Annotated in this window: 15 protein-coding genes and 1 tRNA gene; 11 read left to right on the plus strand and 5 right to left on the minus strand. The window is 40.1% G+C overall.

Annotated elements, in window-relative coordinates; translation table 11 throughout:
* Window positions 1–82: 82 nt before the first annotated feature.
* Window positions 83–1,639: an AbgT family transporter gene (locus P20480_RS13030; RefSeq protein WP_008128076.1), complete on the plus strand. Its 1,557-nt coding sequence runs from the start codon at window positions 83–85 to the stop codon at window positions 1,637–1,639.
* Window positions 1,640–1,868: 229 nt separating this feature from the next.
* Here P20480_RS13030 and P20480_RS13025 read toward each other — a convergent pair whose 3' ends face one another.
* The 3 genes from P20480_RS13025 to P20480_RS13015 all read right to left on the minus strand — a co-directional run bounded on the left by P20480_RS13025 (window position 1,869) and on the right by P20480_RS13015 (window position 4,716).
* The gene (locus tag P20480_RS13025) at window positions 1,869–3,671 is read right to left on the minus strand and encodes a DEAD/DEAH box helicase (RefSeq protein WP_008128078.1); all 1,803 of its coding nucleotides are present in this window, start codon (window positions 3,669–3,671) and stop codon (window positions 1,869–1,871) included.
* A gap of 159 nt (window positions 3,672–3,830) precedes the next feature.
* Window positions 3,831–4,094, minus strand: a complete 264-nt coding sequence (locus P20480_RS13020; RefSeq protein ID WP_006793365.1) for a GrxA family glutaredoxin — start codon at window positions 4,092–4,094, stop codon at window positions 3,831–3,833.
* A 127-nt stretch (window positions 4,095–4,221) separates the two neighbouring features.
* The gene (locus P20480_RS13015) at window positions 4,222–4,716 is read right to left on the minus strand and encodes a TlpA family protein disulfide reductase (protein ID WP_006793366.1); all 495 of its coding nucleotides are present in this window, start codon (window positions 4,714–4,716) and stop codon (window positions 4,222–4,224) included.
* 301 nt (window positions 4,717–5,017) lie between these two features.
* On the opposite strand from P20480_RS13015, the gene P20480_RS13010 reads away from it, so the two are divergent.
* Both P20480_RS13010 and P20480_RS13005 read left to right on the plus strand, forming a co-directional pair.
* The gene (locus tag P20480_RS13010) at window positions 5,018–5,545 is read left to right on the plus strand and encodes a redoxin family protein (protein ID WP_008128082.1); all 528 of its coding nucleotides are present in this window, start codon (window positions 5,018–5,020) and stop codon (window positions 5,543–5,545) included.
* A gap of 309 nt (window positions 5,546–5,854) precedes the next feature.
* Window positions 5,855–6,301, plus strand: a complete 447-nt coding sequence (locus tag P20480_RS13005) for an Hsp20 family protein (protein WP_010555978.1) — start codon at window positions 5,855–5,857, stop codon at window positions 6,299–6,301.
* A 66-nt stretch (window positions 6,302–6,367) separates the two neighbouring features.
* Here the strand turns inward: P20480_RS13005 and P20480_RS13000 are convergent, their stop codons facing one another.
* Both P20480_RS13000 and P20480_RS12995 read right to left on the minus strand, forming a co-directional pair.
* Window positions 6,368–7,924, minus strand: coding sequence for a cryptochrome/photolyase family protein (locus tag P20480_RS13000; RefSeq protein WP_008128086.1), 1,557 nt, complete (start codon window positions 7,922–7,924; stop codon window positions 6,368–6,370).
* Window positions 7,925–8,088: 164 nt separating this feature from the next.
* Window positions 8,089–8,550 (minus strand): globin, encoded by a 462-nt coding sequence (locus tag P20480_RS12995; RefSeq protein ID WP_008128088.1) that lies wholly within the window; start codon window positions 8,548–8,550, stop codon window positions 8,089–8,091.
* Window positions 8,551–8,942: 392 nt separating this feature from the next.
* Between P20480_RS12995 and P20480_RS12990 the strand changes: the two genes are divergently transcribed.
* From P20480_RS12990 to pnp, 8 genes are all read left to right on the plus strand, one after another.
* Window positions 8,943–9,019: transfer RNA gene (locus tag P20480_RS12990), tRNA-Met, on the plus strand.
* 282 nt (window positions 9,020–9,301) lie between these two features.
* Window positions 9,302–9,757 (plus strand): ribosome maturation factor RimP, encoded by a 456-nt coding sequence (gene rimP / locus P20480_RS12985; RefSeq protein WP_006793371.1) that lies wholly within the window; start codon window positions 9,302–9,304, stop codon window positions 9,755–9,757.
* A gap of 39 nt (window positions 9,758–9,796) precedes the next feature.
* Window positions 9,797–11,296, plus strand: coding sequence for a transcription termination factor NusA (nusA, locus tag P20480_RS12980; RefSeq protein WP_008128091.1), 1,500 nt, complete (start codon window positions 9,797–9,799; stop codon window positions 11,294–11,296).
* A gap of 25 nt (window positions 11,297–11,321) precedes the next feature.
* Window positions 11,322–13,979: a translation initiation factor IF-2 gene (gene infB / locus P20480_RS12975; RefSeq protein ID WP_006793373.1), complete on the plus strand. Its 2,658-nt coding sequence runs from the start codon at window positions 11,322–11,324 to the stop codon at window positions 13,977–13,979.
* A 109-nt stretch (window positions 13,980–14,088) separates the two neighbouring features.
* A complete protein-coding gene (gene rbfA, locus P20480_RS12970) occupies window positions 14,089–14,535 on the plus strand; it encodes a 30S ribosome-binding factor RbfA (protein WP_008128093.1) in 447 nt (148 codons plus the stop codon).
* A 14-nt stretch (window positions 14,536–14,549) separates the two neighbouring features.
* Window positions 14,550–15,494 (plus strand): tRNA pseudouridine(55) synthase TruB, encoded by a 945-nt coding sequence (gene truB, locus P20480_RS12965; RefSeq protein WP_006793375.1) that lies wholly within the window; start codon window positions 14,550–14,552, stop codon window positions 15,492–15,494.
* A 109-nt stretch (window positions 15,495–15,603) separates the two neighbouring features.
* Window positions 15,604–15,873, plus strand: coding sequence for a 30S ribosomal protein S15 (rpsO, locus tag P20480_RS12960; RefSeq protein ID WP_006793376.1), 270 nt, complete (start codon window positions 15,604–15,606; stop codon window positions 15,871–15,873).
* A gap of 330 nt (window positions 15,874–16,203) precedes the next feature.
* Window positions 16,204–18,330, plus strand: a complete 2,127-nt coding sequence (gene pnp, locus P20480_RS12955; protein ID WP_008128098.1) for a polyribonucleotide nucleotidyltransferase — start codon at window positions 16,204–16,206, stop codon at window positions 18,328–18,330.
* Window positions 18,331–18,465: the final 135 nt, after the last annotated feature.

Consider the following 18,465-nt stretch of genomic DNA (forward strand, 5'->3'; position numbering starts at 1 on the left):
CTAAAATAGCTTTTTACGTTAATTTACTGTTGCGTATTAATGCGATATTGTTACTTAAATAAATTTTAATGAGCGAAATACAATGAGTAATAATCAAGATGCTTTACCTTCAGGAGTTGTTGCGCGCTTCTTGAATGTAGTTGAGCGGGTTGGTAATAAGCTACCTGATCCAGCAATTATATTTTTGTTTGCTATGTTATTAATATGGGGTTTGTCGTGGTGGTTTTCTGGCGTAAGTTTTGATGCAATTGATCCGCGTACAGGCGAAGCAATTATAATAAACAACATGCTTGCAAGCGACTCGTTGGCCACTTTTTTATCTTCAATGGTAAAAACATTTACCGGCTTTGCTCCTTTAGGCGTAGTACTTGTTGCTATGTTAGGTGTTGGTGTAGCTGAGCACTCAGGCTTTATTAATACTGGCCTTAAGCTGATGTTAAAAGTAACGCCTAAAAAGCTGTTAACACCGTCTATTATTTTAGTGGCTATTGTAAGCCATACAGCGACGGACGCAGGTTACGTGCTTGTGATACCGTTAGCTGGCGTAATCTTTTATGCAGCAGGAAGGCACCCACTAGCGGGTATTGCAGCGGCATTTGCCGGTGTAAGTGGTGGTTTTGGCGCCAACTTTATTCCATCTGGAATAGACCCACTACTACAAAGCTTTACACAAAGTGCTGCTCATATTATTAATCCTGATATGTCGATAAATCCATTAAATAATTGGGCGTTTGCCTCAGCATCAAGCATGTTTATTGTATTACTGGGTTGGTATATTACCGATAAGATTATTGAACCTCGTTTACAAAATACGGCACTTGATGGAAACAGTGAAGATTTACCTGTTTTTGAAGATGCGCGTAGCGATGAAAAGCGCGCATTCTTCATAGCAAGCAGCGTAATGATTGCAGGCATTGCTTTACTTGCGTATGTCTCTGCTCCGGCAGATTCAGCCATGCGCAGTAGCGATGGCTCCTTAACTAACTTCCGTTCACCTTTAATGCAATCTATAGTGCCGTTGATCTTTTTGTTATTTTGGATCCCAGGCGCAGTATATGGCTTTACAGTAGGTACATTTAAAAGCTCTAAAGATATGATAGATGCCATGAGCAAGGCAATGGGCGGTATGGCTTACTACATTGTTATGGCATTCTTTTGTGCGTTATTTATTGCTGCCTTTAGCAAATCTAACTTAGGGGCATTACTTGCAATCGAAGGGGCGCAGTTATTAAAAGCCATGGCTCTTCCAAGTTCGGTAACGGTGGTAGGTATTATATTTTTAACCGCATTCGTTAATTTATTTGTGGGCTCTAGCTCGGCCAAGTGGGCATTACTAGGGCCGGTATTTGTGCCTATGTTAATGCAACTGGGTATTTCACCTGATTTAACGCAAGCGGCTTATCGTGTTGGTGATTCTAGCTCTAATATTATTACACCGCTTATGCCTTACTTCCCATTAGTTGTGGTTTATTGTCAAAAGTACGTTAAAAGTACGGGAATTGGTACGCTAATAGCGATGATGCTGCCATACTCGGTTGCATTTTTAATTGGCTGGAGCTTGTTTCTACTCGGTTATTGGGCATTGGGTATTCCGCTAGGGTTAGATGCAAGTTACGTGTATCCAGCAGTAGCGCCTTAACATAGAGCATTCGGTACAATACAGTAAAAGCCTCACTATTAATAAAGTAGTGGGGCTTTTTAGTTTTAATTGAATGATTTACACAGAAGTTTATAGTCGCCGTGCTTAGAAGATAATCATGGCTTGAGGTTGTGAGGTACGCAGAACAGCTTGAACCATTACTTAAATTTCAGACACAAAAAAACCTTGGCACTTTCGTACCAAGGTTTTTTTATTAAAGAACTGTTGCTTACTTAGCGGTAAAGCTAACTGGGCGACGTTCTTTACGAGGTCCGCTACGCTTATCACCGCGTGGGCCATCGTTACGTTTTCTATCACCAGATGGGCGTTCGCCACGTGGTTCAGCTGGGCCTTGATCTTGTGTAATTGTCATACCCATTGGGCGTTTACAAATAAACACTTTTTGGAAATGATCCAGTACATCTTTAGGCATGTTTTGTGGTAACTGCACAGTGCTGTGTTGATCGTGTAAACGAATGTCACCAATAAACTTGCTTGAGATATCAGCTTCGTTAGCAATTGCGCCAACAATGTTCTTAACCTGAACACCATGCTCACGGCCTACTTCGATACGGTAAGTATCCATAGGGCCTGCATCACGGCTGTTACGCTCGCGCGGTTTACGTTCAGAACGTTCACCACCACGTTCGTTACGACGTCCGCGATCACCACGCTCATTGCGTGAATTGCGTTCATTACGCTCACGTGGTTGAATCTTAACTTCTTCAACTTTAATTGGCGACTGTTGCTGTGCCAAACACAGTAAAGCACCCGCTAAGTTTTCAAGAGGAAGGTCAAGCTTTTCAGCCATGTTAGTAGCCACTTCGTTAAAGAACGTAATGTCTTTGTTTTCAAGCGCAATACTTAATTTTGCTTGTAACGCAGCGATACGTTTTTCTTCAACAACTTTAGCTGTTGGTAATTCAACCTGAGCAATTTCAGACTTGGTATGACGAATGATATTTTTAAGTAAGTAACGTTCGTTATGCTTAACAAATAAAATTGCTTTACCAGTACGACCTGCACGACCTGTACGACCAATACGGTGAACGTAGGCTTCAGAATCTTGTGGAATGTCGTAGTTGATAACTAAGCTTAAACGGTCTACATCAAGACCACGAGCTGCTACGTCTGTTGCAATAACAACGTTCAGCATGCCACTTTTTAAGCGGTCAACAGTGCGTTCACGTGCTTGCTGGTTCATGTCACCATTAAGCGGAGCTGCCGAGAAACCTTCGCGCTCTAATAATTCAGCAAGTTGAACGGTATCGTTACGTGTACGTACGAAAACAATAGCACCTTCGTATTGCTCAGCTTCTAAAAAGCGAACAATCGCTTTGTTTTTATGTACGCTTGCGTTCCAAAACACTTGCTCAACAGAAGATACTGTCGAGTTACGCGCAGAAATATGAACCTGTTCAGGGTTATTCATATATTTGCTGCTGATGTTTTGAATTTGCTTAGGCATGGTCGCAGAGAAAAGACATGTTTGCTTTTCGCGCGGTGTTTTTTCCATGATGTTTTCAACATCATCGATAAAGCCCATACGTAACATTTCATCGGCTTCATCAAGTACAAGTGCTTGAAGAGCATCAAACTTGATAGTGCCACGATTAATATGATCGATTAATCGACCCGGAGTAGCAACAATGATTTGAGCGCCACGACGAAGTGCGCTTAATTGAATGCTGTAGCTTTGGCCACCGTATAGTGCTAATACTTCAACACCACGAGTACCTTTTGCATATTGTTCAAATGCCTCAGCAACTTGGATCGCAAGCTCACGTGTAGGTGTGAGTACAAGGATCTGTGGCTGTTTCACAGACGGGTCAATATTGTTTAGTAACGGCAGTGCAAATGCTGCGGTTTTACCTGTACCCGTTTGTGCTAGTCCCAGTACGTCCTTTCTTTCTAGCAATAACGGTATACATTGAGCTTGGATTTCAGATGGTGTCTTGTAACCCAACTCTTCAACTGCCTTCAAAATTGCAGGAGAAAGATTTAGAGATTCAAACGTGACTGGTTCTGACATTAATACGCCTCAACGAATTTAAAGAGGCGCGCATTATATAGGATTAGCGAGGCAAATGCTTGTATAAATTAAAACTAATTTGTATGTGCTTGATGTTGGTTGAAATTTAACCAGCCCAGTTGTGGGATTATTGAACTGGTTAACAAATTTAATACACGACTACTTGTACAAGCCTAGGTTTTCTTTTGCATAAGCTTCAAATTCGGTAAAACCGCCAATGTGGTTTTGATCAACAAAAATTTGCGGGACAGTAGGGCAAGGTTTACCTGCTGACTTTTCTAAATCGGCTTTGCTTATGCCTTCTTTTATGATGTCGATGTAACGAAATTTAAAATCATCGCGCTCGTTGGCAAGTTGCTCTGCAACATCTTTGGCACGAACACAAAATGGGCAGCCTTCACGGCCAAAAATTACTGTAAGCATAGTGCTCTCCTTTATTTGATTGAATTTAGTTTAAATGATTAAAAAATATAATAAAGCGCAAAAAAGTGATTGTGCCATTCTATTATTGCGATGAACATTAATTTGACCGAGTCATGGACGGCATAATTCACCACGTCCTTGCCGCTATTCCTAATTGGGTTGAATAGCCCATTGCGTGTGCTGTTATCTGTAAATTTGCATTTATTACGTAGTAAGTTGGAAAAGCGCTTACTTTATAATTTGATTGGGTATATTGATTACCAAGAAGTATGGGCATACTGAGGTTTAAGTCATCAATAAATTGAGTAACTTGTTGCTCATTTTTATAATCAAGGGCAATACCGATTACATTAATGTCTGAGTTTATTAAGGTGCTTTGTAAGTTGGGCATGCTGTAGCGGCATATTGTGCACCAAGGAGCAAAGAAATACACAATGGTTGTTCTCCCTTCAAGCTCTGCAATACTAAATCTTTCGTTATTTTTATTTAAAATAGGCAAGTTAAAATAAGGGGCAGGAGTGTGGCTTGTTTCAAGTAAATTACGCGTTTGGTAGGCACTTGCTAAGTAAAACACGAGTATTGCTAAACTTAAATTTATTAACGTGCTACGTATTAATGCCATTGATTTTATCTGACCTATTTATAATTAAAAGCCAACCCTAACATAAATGGCTAAGCAGCCACTGTTATTTGATAGGCAGAGCTTTAGCGTTTGCTTGTGTATCAAGCCCAGTTGCTAATAAAGCCTATGTTAAAGTTTCACTGCTTTACACAAATCAGGCCTTTAGCTAATAAGGTTTGCTGATTACGTTAGAAATTTCCTGATTACATTTTAATGGTTGAATTTATAACTTTAACCCTAAGCTCTATATTTGAGACGAACATATAGAATATGTTTTTTAACTGCAAAGGAGATCAAGATCATGAGCAATTATTTACAACCAGCAATGAAAATGCCTTCACTTAAAGTTAAAGATAATGAGAACAACCTTGCTGACGTGTCGGCTCGACAGACAGATTTACCCTGGAAAATGATAGTAATCTATCGCGGAAAGCATTGTCCATTATGTACTAAACAACTTAATGCACTTGCTAAAATGAATGATAAATTTAAAGATGCAGGGGTAGAGATTGCCGCTGTTAGTGGTGACAGTCACGCACAATTTACAGAGCATCTAAACGATTTACACGTTAATTTTCCTCTTTATAGTGGGTTATCATTAGCTCAAATGACTGATTTAGGCCTGTATATTAGTGAACCACGCAGTGAAAAAGAAACCGCTCACCCATTTGCTGAACCTGCTATTTTTGTAATTAACGAGCATGATCAAATTCAGATACTAGATAAATCAAATGCACCTTTTTCACGCCCTGATTTAAATGATTTGTTGGCTGGCATTGAATTTATTCGCGAAAACGATTATCCAATTCGTGGCACATTAACACACTAATTAGCGATGAATACTTAGCGCTAATCTACAATACTGGACAACCATTTTGAGGAATTAAAAGCATTTGACTTTTTAATGCCTCAAAATGGGTTACTAATTTCACTAGTTTATAAAATGAGGAATTTTTTTAAATATTTTAATTTATTTACTTGAAAACATTTTTACCGTCCATATATAGTTTAGTAGGACGCCTGATGGGTCCTAAACTAAACTTAAACAATTGAAATTTATATTATTAATTTATATTTGTTAGCGCTTGTTCAAATGAAAAGTGCAGACAAAATATCGCTTAAATATGAGGATATTATTATGCGTACAGTAGACTTATCACCACTTTATCGTTCATTCATTGGATTTGATCATTTAGCGTCTTTAATGGATGCTGCGGCGAATACAGACAAACAGCCGAGCTTTCCTCCTTACAACATTGAAGCACTCGATCAAGACAGATACCAAATCACTATGGCTGTTGCCGGATTTAGCGACAACGAGCTAAGCATTGAGTCAGAAAATAACACATTAAAAGTAGCGGGTATAAAAGCTAATAAAGATGAAAACAAAGAACGTAAGTTTATTCATCAAGGAATTGCAGAACGCAATTTCGAGCGAAAGTTCCAGCTAGGTGACCATGTTAAAGTCCTTGGCGCCGACTTAGCAAACGGCTTACTTACTATAGAGCTTAAGCGCGAAATACCTGAAGCATTAAAACCACGCAAAATTGAGATTGGCCAAGGACGCTTACTAGAAGATAGCTAATCTGGTTATTAACAACATTTTTTTCCCTGATTATTTAGCCGCCTCTTTTGAGGCGGCTTTTTTGTGTCATAAAGACTCAATGTTATTTATGTAGTGTGTAGCTTGATTAAGTGTGTCTTCGCGTAAATCATCGCTTTGCTTATCCCAATTTCTATAAACCATGCCTATTCGTGGGTTTTTCTCTAGTTTTTCGCGGTGTGTTTGCATAAAACGCCAATATAAACTGTTCAGTGGGCAAGCTTTATCCCCCACTTTTTGTTTCACGTCGTATTGACAATTTTTGCAATAGTCGCTCATTTTATTGACGTAATTACCACTTGCAGTATAGGGTTTAGTGGCAATAATTCCATCGTCTGCAAATTGGCTCATTCCACGTGTGTTAGGCATTTCAACCCACTCAATGGCATCTATATAGACACCTAAGTACCAGTTATCAACTTCGTCAGGGTTTATTCCGCTGAGTAAACAAAAGTTACCAATGATCATCAAGCGCTGTATATGATGAGCGTAGGCAGTATCTAAGCTTTGCTTTAATGAGTGGCTCAAACAGTTCATTTTTGTATTACCATCCCAAAAATATTGAGGGAGCTTATTATTGGCTTTTAGTTGATTTTTAGTCGCGTAGTCGGGCATGTTTACCCAATAAACAGCACGAACGTATTCTCGCCAACCGAGTATTTGTCTGGTAAACCCTTCAACTTGTGAAAGAGATATTTCGTCAGGCCGTTGCTCGAATTCAGATATTACACGTTTGATTACATACAAGGGGTGAAGAAGTTTAGTGTTTAGGGCAAAAGAGAGCCTGCTATGGTAAAGACTAGTATTGTCTTTACTTTGGTCTGTCATTGCATCCTGAAACTTACCAAAATTGACAAGTAAATGCTCACAAAAGTATTCAAGAGATTCTTTGGCTTGCTTACGTGACGTAGACCATTCAAGTTTTCCTTCTTTAATTTCTCCAAAGTAAGCGATGTTGTGTTTTTTTAAACGAGCGAGGATATGACTTACATCGTTTTTAAATAATTTAGGCTCTGGGATAGATTTTAAGTCTTGCTTAGAGAATTTATTGCGGTTATTACTGTCGTAGTTCCATTTACCGCCAGCTGGTTTATCGTCCTCCATTAATAAATCATATCGTTTACGCATAGCACGATAAAAGTGCTCCATGGTCACATGCTTATCTTTCTTGAATCGATCTTTAATATCGTTAAAGGGCAGTAAAAAATGCTCTGAGTCATATGCTGATACATTTATTTCGGATGATTGTTCAAAATCAGCTAATTGCGATTTTAACCTAAATTCGTCTGGGTATAAGTATTCTATGCAGGAGCAGTTATATTCCTTAGCAACACGATTTAGTAGTGCGGGTAGGTGTTTATCTTCGTGTGTGTCGTCTAGGGTTAAGTGCAATACATTGAAACCTGCAGATTTTAACGCAGTTGCAAAGTTTTCCATCGCATTAAAAAAAGCACAAAGCTTTTGCACATGGTGTTTAACGTAATTGGTTTCTTGTTTTAATTCTGCGATAAGGTAGAGAACACCGTCCTCTTTACTTTTAAACCAAGAATGAGAAGGATTGAGTTGATCGCCTAAAATGAGTCTTAGGGTTTTGTAAGTCGCCATGATTAAACCAAAATTGAAATTTGTACGAGGGTGTCTGCTTAATCGATCGCTGTAATTTTAATAACAAATTGTATAATTTGAGCTTTATTTAAATATTCGCTAATGAGTGTATAAACACTCATCAAGCATCAAATTTGATATGAGTAGGCTCAATTAAAAGCGCCTTAATTATTATTGCTTTGCTTTTGTTTAGAAAGTTGGGTTAAGCAAACTACGTTAGAAACGTTAAACAGCGTATCATTCGTATAGCGTTCAAAGTAAGTAAGCACTTTGCGCCATGCTAAATGACTTTCTTCATTAAAAAACCGACCTAAATGTTCAACTAATGTTACATAAAATATATCAGTCAGAGGTTTAATATCACTCTGCTGAATATTTAATTTTTTTAAAAACTGTAAGTGATGGCTCAGAAATGGCGCAACCGATGATGGATTATCAATATTTTTGATTATGCGCTCTAAGGTACAATATAAAATATAACTTTTTTCGTTAAACTGTTCAGCTGTTAGCGTGTTCATCGAAATATCTGACTCTACAAGCTTTCTATGAAAACGCGCGGTAAATGCATGAAAGTTTGGTTTTATGATGCCAATACTTTTTAATAAAACAGATTTATGTGAATTCATCAGAGCCTCACAGAAGATTAAAAACTTATTTTTATTATTTTTATTATTATAGCTCGCGTAACAAAAATTACACGTTTTTTGATATAAAAGTATTAATTAATTGATAACTTTTTGAGTTCTATTGTTTTTTTAAATAAAAGTGAGAGTAGTTATTAATTCCATTATTGTGATTTCACTAGGCTTAAACAGCAAATGGTTAGCCGTTTAAAATAGTTTTATACCCATAATAGGTATAATGTTTTATTTCCTTACATCTGATTTGAACTGTATTTCTAAAGTTATTGGTTATTATGGTTGCTAATTATCCCCAACATCCATATAATAGCGGCCATTGTTTAGTCTGTTTTAAAACAGCTAACAGCGATGTTAAATCAAGGTTTGATATCTATTGGCGCGGGATGGAGCAGCCTGGTAGCTCGTCGGGCTCATAACCCGAAGGTCGTCGGTTCAAATCCGGCTCCCGCAACCAATTCTACTAATAAGTGAAAACTTATTATTTTATATCGCGCATTCTATGTAATGCGCGTTTTGCGTTTAAGCTAATGTAGTTTAATTTGGTCAGTTACTGACTCGCAACCAAGCTCGGCCCTAGGCCACACAGTTTTATGCTTTATTGGTGTGACGCCCCGCTTGGTTCGGGGCGTTGTTGTATCTGCACCTTTCTTAATTTATGGCGGTTGTCATTAAATTAAAATTTAAACTCAGTATTTTAGGGCTATAAGCCCTTTTTTTGTTTGTATGGAGGATTTTCGTGACAAAACTTGAACAAGATTTAGTAACCATGTTAACGCCTGCGGTAGAAATGTTAGGCTTTGAGTTACATGGTCTTGAATTTGTACAAGCGGGTCGCCATTCTACCTTAAGAGTATATATTGCTCATGAGGATGGGATCTCAGTTGATAACTGTGCGGACGCTAGTCGCCAAATTAGTGCGATTTTAGATGTCGAAGACCCAATTACAAATGAATATGATTTGGAAGTGTCGTCTCCTGGTGTTGATCGTCCATTATTCAAACAAGATCACTACGAGCAGGCGCAAGGAGAGGAAGTACGCGTGCGTACTAAACTTCCACAAGACGGTCGTCGAAATTTTAAAGGCGACTTAATAGCAGTTAGCAGCGATATGATCACACTATCTAGTGATGGTGTAGAGCATTTGATCATGCTTAGTAATATAGAACGTGCGAATTTAATCGCAAAGTTTTAAATTCGAGTGCGAAGGAATAGGGCAAGCGAGGCATTACCCATGGCAAAAGAGATATTATTGGTTGCTGAAGCCGTTTCCAATGAGAAAGCGGTTCCAAAAGAAAAGATTTTTGAAGCATTAGAGTTCGCATTAGCGACTGCGACAAAGAAAAAACACGATGGTGAAATTGAAGTACGTGTATCAATTGACCGTAAAACAGGTGATTACGATACGTTCCGCCGCTGGCAGATTGCTGAAGTATTAGAGGATGGTTCATTAGAAAATCCTTACAGCGAAATAACATTAGAAGCTGCGCAGGTTGAAGAGCCTGACTTACAGCTAGGTGATTTTGTTGAAGAGCAAATTGATTCAATCAAATTTGACCGCATCACAACACAAATGGCTAAACAAGTAATCGTACAAAAAGTACGTGAAGCTGAGCGCGCTTTAGTTGTTGACGCATATAAAGACCAAGTGGGTGAGTTAGTAACAGGTGTTGTGAAAAAAGCAACGCGTGATTCAATTGTACTTGATTTAGGCAACAACGCTGAAGCAGTTATTTACCGTGATGACATGCTACCACGCGAAAACTTCCGTCCAGGCGACCGTATTCGTGGTCTTTTATACGAAGTTAAGCCAGAAGCACGCGGCGCACAGTTATTTGTAACGCGTTCTAAGCCAGAAATGCTGATGGAATTATTCCGCATTGAGGTGCCAGAAATTGGCGAAGAAATGATTGAACTTCGCGCTGCTGCACGTGATCCTGGTTCGCGCGCTAAAATTGCTGTTAAGTCAAACGACAAGCGCATTGATCCAATTGGGGCATGTGTTGGTATGCGTGGAGCTCGTGTTCAAGCTGTTTCGTCTGAACTTGGTGGTGAGCGTGTTGATATTGTTCTTTACGATGACAACCCTGCACAATTTGTTATCAATGCAATGTCGCCAGCTGAGGTTGCTTCAATAGTAGTAGATGAAGACACTCATTCGATGGATATTGCTGTAGAAGCCGATAATCTAGCACAAGCGATTGGTCGTAATGGTCAAAATGTTCGTTTAGCAAGCCAGTTAACTGGTTGGGAACTAAACGTTATGACTGTTGACGAAATGCGTACTAAAAATGAAGCAGAATCAGATAAGTTACTTAACTTATTTACTGAAAATTTAGATATCGATGATGAGTTTGCAACCTTACTTATCAACGAAGGTTTCTCAACACTTGAAGAAGTGGCGTACGTGCCAGCCTCTGAGTTTTTAGAAATTGACGGTCTTGACGAAGAAACGGTGGATGTTTTACGTTCACGCGCTAAAGATGCATTAACAACTAAAGCACTTAAAACGGAAGAAAGCTTAGAAGGCGCAGAGCCAGCTGAAGACTTACTTGCGCTTGAAGGCTTAGAGCGTCATCTAGCATTTGTAATGGCAAGTAAAGGTGTTGTAACACTTGAAGACTTGGCTGAGCAAGGTATTGACGAGCTAGTCGATATCACAGAGCTTTCATCTGAACAAGCAGGTGAGCTGATTATGGCTGCACGAAACATTTGTTGGTTTGCAGACGAGTAATTTATTAACGGAGGTATTACACACTATGGCAGAAGTAAATGTTGAAAAACTAGCCGGCGATATAGGTACAACTGTTGATAAATTGCTACAGCAATTTTCGCAAGCGGGTATCACTAAGCAGGCAACTGATAATGTAACTGAAGCTGAAAAAGCAACGTTACTTGATCATTTAAGCAAATCACATGGCGGCACGGGCTCTGAAGGCCCTGCACGCATGACTTTACAGCGTAAGAGCAAAAGCACATTAAATGTGACTGGCTCTACAGGTAAAGCGAAGGCGGTTCAGGTTGAAGTTCGCAAAACACGTACATACGTGAAGAAAAGCGCGATGGAACAAGAGCAAGAGCAACAACGCTTAGCCGCTGAAGAAAAAGCCCGTCTTGAAGAGCAGCAAAAAGCTGAACAAGCTGCAGCTGAGTTAAAGGCAAAACAAGAGGCAGAACGTAAAGCGAAAGAAGACGCTGATCGTAAAGCCAAAGAAGAAGCTAAACGTAAAGCAGACGCTGAACGTAAAGCGAAACAAAAGCAGATGACCCCAGAGCAAAGTGCTAAGTCTGAGAAAGATCGCATCGAAGCTGAGCGTCTGCAAAAAGAAGCAGAAGAGGCCGCATTGAAGAAAGCTGAAGAAGAAGCGAAACGTCAGGCAGAAGAAGCAAGAAAACTAGCTGAAGAAAACTCGGCTCGTTGGAAGAAAGAAGAGGAAGAGCGTAAGAAGCGTGAAGAAACAGCAGATCACCACCTTACGACTTCAACTTACGCACGTGAAGCAGAAGATGTAGCTGATGCTCGTGAAGAGCAAGGCTCTCGCCGTGCTAAGAAAAAGAAAAAAGCGCCAGCAAAAGATAAGTTTGCAGCGTCTAAGGGTAAAAAAGGTAAGCTAAAAGCACCTGCATCATTACAGCATGGTTTCCAAAAACCAACAGCTGATGTAAAAAATGAAGTACGTATTAGCGAAACAATTACAGTTGCTGAGCTTGCATCACGCATGGCTGTTAAAGGCGCTGAAGTTGTAAAAACAATGATGAAAATGGGTGACATGGTTACAATTAACCAAGTTATTGACCAAGAAACTGCGCAACTTGTAGCAGAAGAAATGGGCCATAAAGTTATCATCGTTAAAGAAAACGAATTAGAGCAAACAGTACTTAACGACCGCCATGAAGATGGTAAGTCAGAGCCTCGTGCGCCAGTTGTTACTGTTATGGGTCACGTTGACCATGGTAAAACATCAACGCTTGATTACATTCGTTCAGCAAAAGTTGCTTCAGGCGAAGCCGGTGGTATTACGCAGCATATTGGTGCATACCATGTTGAAACAAATGGCAACATGATCACATTTTTAGATACTCCGGGTCACGCCGCGTTTACATCAATGCGTGCTCGTGGTGCTAAAGCAACTGATATTGTAATCCTAGTAGTTGCAGCCGATGATGGTGTAATGCCACAGACTAAAGAAGCGGTACAGCATGCTCGCGCAGCGGGTGTTCCTTTAATCATTGCTGTGAACAAAATGGATAAAGAAGGCGCAGATCCAGATCGCGTTAAGAACGAGCTAGCACAGCTTGACGTTATCCCAGAAGAATGGGGCGGCGACACGCAGTACGTTCATATCTCAGCTAAAACAGGCTTGGGTATTGATGAACTACTTGAAGCAGTACTTATGCAATCTGAGCTATTAGAACTAACTGCACCAAGTCAAGGTATGGCTGCAGGTGTTGTAATTGAATCACGTCTTGATAAAGGCCGTGGTCCAGTAGCGTCTATCCTTGTTCAGTCAGGTACACTTAACCAAGGTGACATTGTATTATGTGGTCTTGAGTACGGCCGTGTTCGTGCTATGCGCGATGAAAACGGTAAAGATATCAAGTCTGCAGGTCCTTCTATTCCAGTAGAGATTTTAGGCCTATCTGGTATCCCTGCAGCCGGTGATGAAGCAACGGTAGTTAAAGACGAGCGTAAAGCGCGTGAAGTTGCATTATACCGTCAAGGTAAATTCCGTGATGTTAAATTAGCACGCCAGCAAAAAGCGAAACTTGAAAACATGTTTACTAACATGGCTGAAGGTGACGTTTCTGAAGTTAACGTGGTACTTAAAGCAGACGTTCAAGGTTCTATCGAAGCGATTTCTGATTCACTAACTAAGCTTTCTACTGACGAAGTAAAAGTGAAGATTGTGGGTTCTGGCGTTGGCGGAATCACAGAAACAGATGCAACGCTTGCTGCGGCGTCTAACGCGATTGTTGTTGGCTTTAACGTTCGTGCTGATGCATCTGCACGTAAAGTGATTGATTCTGAGAACCTAGACTTACGCTACTACAGCGTTATTTACGCCTTAATCGAAGAAGTTAAGCAAGCGATGTCAGGTATGCTTGCACCAGAATTTAAGCAAGAAATTATTGGTCTTGCTCAGGTTCGTGACGTATTCAAATCACCAAAAATTGGCGCAATTGCAGGTTGTATGGTGACTGAAGGTGTTATTAAGCGCAGCGCGCCTATCCGTGTACTACGTGATAACGTGGTTATATACGAAGGCGAACTTGAATCGCTTCGTCGCTTTAAAGACGATGTGCAAGAAGTGCGTAATGGTATGGAATGTGGTATCGGTGTTAAGAACTACAATGACGTACGTGTTGGTGACCAAATCGAAGTATTTGAAACAGTTGAAGTACAACGTACTTTATAACTGTTAGCTCACTAAACAAATAAATGGGGGCTTAGCCCCCATTTGTGTATCTATCACTTAATTAGCTTATTATTAAATTTCAATAAGTTACATTTTTAGGACAAGTTTCATGAGAGAATTTTCTCGCACTGATCGTGTTGGCCAGCAAATCCAAAAAGAAATTGCTGTGATTTTACAACGCGAAATTAAAGATCCGCGCTTAGGCATGGTGACAGTGTCTGCGGTAGAAGTATCGCGCGATTTATCTTATGCAAAAATTTTCATCACTGTGTTTAACACAAAAGATGAAGATGCAGCAAAGCAAAGCGCAAAAGTACTTAACGAAGCTACGGGCTATATTCGTTCGCTTTTAGGCAAGCGTATTCGTGCTCGTATTATGCCAGAGCTAAAGTTTGTGGTTGATAATTCATTAATGGAAGGGATGCGTATCTCTAACTTAGTGGACACAATCATCAGAGAAGATAACGCAAAACACGTCAATGAAGACGATAGTAGTGTTGATGATGCGTCGAACTCAGATGACAACATTAAACAAGCAGATGATAAAGATAGCTAAGAAGGCATATAGCGATGGCAAGACGCAGTAAAGGCCGTGCAATAGACGGGATTTTGTTGTTAGATAAACCCAAAGGTATTTCGTCAAACAAGGCATTACAGCAAGCAAAAGGTATCTATTTTGCCCAAAAGGCGGGGCACACAGGTGCACTCGACCCGCTTGCTACCGGTATGCTGCCAATCTGTTTTGGTGAAGCGACTAAGTTTACTCAGTTTTTACTTGATACCGATAAAACCTATGTTGTGCGTGCTAAGTTAGGTGAAAGAACAACAACATCTGACTCTGATGGTGAAATAGTTCAGACACGAGATGTAAACGTAACTGTTGATCAATTAAAGCAAGAAATTTCAGCGTTTTTAGGTGAATCTGATCAGTATCCATCGATGTATTCTGCGCTTAAGTACGAAGGGAAACCTTTGTATAAATATGCGCGTGAAGGGATTGAAGTTCCTCGAAAATGCAGAAAAATAAATGTATTTAGCTTAACGCTTGATGAGTTTGATGAAGCGAATAATGAAGTACAAATGACAGCTCACGTTTCTAAAGGGACTTACATTCGTACTATTGTTGATGACTTAGGTGAAAACTTAGGCTGTGGTGCCCATGTGATCATGCTTCACCGCTCGGCTGTTGGCCATTACCCCGCAGATAAAATGGTATCGATAGAGCAGTTAGAATCGTTATTAGCTAAAGCAAAAGACGAAGAAACCGTTCCGTCAACCTACCTTGACGAACTGCTTTTGCCAATGGACACCGCTCTAGTTGATTTACCGGTTGTGGAAATCACTAAAGAGCAGGGTGTTTCATTTAGCCACGGGCAAGCTGTAGTTCTTGGTAAAGAATTACCTGATGGTGCAATAAAGGTATTAGCCGATGGTGTGTTTATAGGCACAGGCGAGAAAAACCCTGATGGCCATTTAAAATCAAAACGCGGTCTATCAAACCAGCAGGCGGAGTAAAGTTTAACTTGTAGTTATTATTATACTTGGTAGAATACGCCCGCTTAATCGTTTTGGCTGAATTAGTGATCGGCTAAGACACCTTTTAAATTTAATTTTTGGAGTTACTATGTCACTAAGCAATCAAGAAAAAATCGATATCATTGCTAAATTCGCACGTGCTGAAGGCGACACTGGTTCACCTGAAGTACAAGTAGCACTACTTACTTTTGATATCAACAAGCTTCAAGGTCACTTTGCTGATCACAAGCATGACTTCCACTCACGTCGTGGTCTGCTTCGTAAAGTAAGCACTCGCCGTAAATTGCTTGATTACCTTAAAGGTAAAGATATCTCGCGTTATACTGCACTAATCAAAGAACTTGGCCTACGTCGCTAAGAACTTGATTACGAGAAAAGGAGCTTTTTAGCTCCTTTTTTTGTGCCTGAAATTTAACAAATTACATCGCAAAGTCACCTTTAAAGCTATCTGTAGTCGCTCTCATTAATTCGAGCCAGTCAGATGCCAAACACACAAACTAAAACTGTTTGCTGGACTCGCATTTTTACGTGGCTTTGGTATATACTGTGCGCGTAGATAAAAAGGTTTATCTACGGTTATTAACATCATTGCCAATTGTAGTACTTAATTGATTTCCAACTGAATACAATTATGTACTGTAATTGGTACTTTGATGGAACACTTATTTAGATTTAAAGGATATTTTAAGTGCAAGCAATTATAAAAGAATTTCAACTAGGTCAACACACTGTAACCCTAGAAACAGGTGCAATCGCACGTCAAGCAGACGGCGCAGTACTAGCAAGCATTGGCGATACGTCAGTACTAGTAACGGTTGTTGGTAAGCGTGAAGCACAGCCAGGTCAAGACTTCTTCCCACTAACAGTTAACTACCAAGAGCGTATGTACGCTGCAGGTCGTATCCCAGGTGGTTTCCTTAAGCGTGAAGGTCGTCCTAACGATGGCGAAACACTAATTGCACGTCTTATTGACCGTCCAATTCGTCCACTTTTTCCAAATGGTTTCGTAAACGAAGTACAAGTTATTGCAACTGTTGTATCTGTAAACCCTGAAATCCAACCTGATATGGTTGCGATGATTGGTACATCAGCAGCACTTGCTATCTCTGGCATCCCGTTCAGTGGTCCAATTGGTGCAGCTCGTGTTGGTTACATTGGTGGTGAATACGTTCTTAACCCAACGTTAAAAGAACTTGAAGAGAGCCAACTTGATTTAGTTGTTGCTGGTACTGATAACGCAGTACTTATGGTTGAATCAGAAGCAGACGTACTTGCTGAAGACGTAATGCTAGGCGCGGTTGTATACGGTCATGAGCAATCACAGTCTATCATCAATGCTATTAACGAATTTAAAGCAGAAGCAGGCAAGCCTACTTGGGATTGGACTGCACCTGAGAAAAACGTATCGCTTGAAGAGAAAGTAGCTGAACTTGCTGCTGATAAAGTAGGCGAAGCTTACCGTATTACTGATAAAGTAGCGCGTAAAGAAGCACTTGGCGTAGCTAAAGATGCAGTTATCGAAGCACTTTCAAGTGAGCTTGCTGAAGGCGAAACGCTTGATAAGCAAGAAGTGGGTAAAGTATTCGGTTCACTTGAGAAGAAAATTGTTCGTGGCCGTATCGCTGCAGGCGAAAAACGTATCGATGGTCGTGAACCAGATATGATCCGTGCACTAGACGTAATGACTGGCGTATTACCGCGTACTCACGGTTCTGCTATCTTCACACGTGGTGAAACACAAGCATTAGTAACAGCAACGCTTGGTACAGAACGTGATTCACAGTTAATCGACGATTTAACGGGCACGCACAAAAACCACTTTATGCTTAACTACAACTTCCCTCCATTCTGTGTAGGTGAAACTGGTTTTGTTGGTTCTCCTAAGCGTCGTGAAATTGGCCACGGTAACCTAGCTAAGCGTGGTATCCAAGCAGTAATGCCAACATTGACTGACTTCCCATATTCAATCCGTGTTGTATCAGAAATCACTGAATCAAACGGTTCATCTTCAATGGCATCTGTGTGTGGTACATCACTAGCACTTATGAACGCGGGTGTTCCAATTAAAGCTTCTGTTGCAGGTATTGCGATGGGTCTAGTTAAAGAAGACGAGAAATTCGTTGTTCTTTCTGACATCTTAGGTGACGAAGATCACTTAGGTGACATGGACTTTAAAGTAGCAGGTACTACTAACGGTATTACTGCATTGCAAATGGATATCAAGATTGAAGGTATCACACAAGAAATCATGCAAATTGCGCTTAAACAAGCAAAAGCAGCACGTTTACACATATTAAAAGTGATGGACGAAGCGATTTCTGCTCCTTCTGAAGAGCTTTCAATGTTTGCTCCGCGCATTTACACAATGAAAATTCCACAGAAGAAAATTGCTGAAGTTATTGGTAAAGGTGGCGCTACTATTCGTCAACTTACTGAAGAAACAGGCACAACAATTGAAATCGGTGATGACGGTACAATTAAAATTGCCGCTACTGACGGTGAAAGCGCTGCAAATGCAATCAGCCGTATTGAGCAATTAACAGCAGAACTTGAAGTAGGTACTATCTACGAAGGTAAAGTTGTACGTATTGTAGATTTCGGTGCGTTTGTAAATATTCTTCCTGGTAAAGATGGTTTAGTGCATATTTCTCAAATTAGCACAGAGCGCGTTAATAACGTTGCAGATCACCTTAGCGAAGGTCAAGAAGTTAAAGTTAAAGTACTAGAAGTAGACCGTCAAGGTCGTGTACGTCTTAGTATTAAAGAAGCAATGGAATCAGCTGCACCAGCGGCAGATGCGTCAACTGATGCTTAATTGCTAATACTTAATCCAGATATTTTCTGGATAATATAAAAGGGGGCTGTTTAGCCCCTTTTTTTATGCTTTAATGAGGGACTTGAATTTAAACAAAGATTATTCAAGGAAGCTAAATTACTTACGATGATACAC

This window comes from Pseudoalteromonas sp. BSi20480 (assembly GCF_000241365.1).
Classification (GTDB): domain Bacteria; phylum Pseudomonadota; class Gammaproteobacteria; order Enterobacterales; family Alteromonadaceae; genus Pseudoalteromonas; species Pseudoalteromonas marina.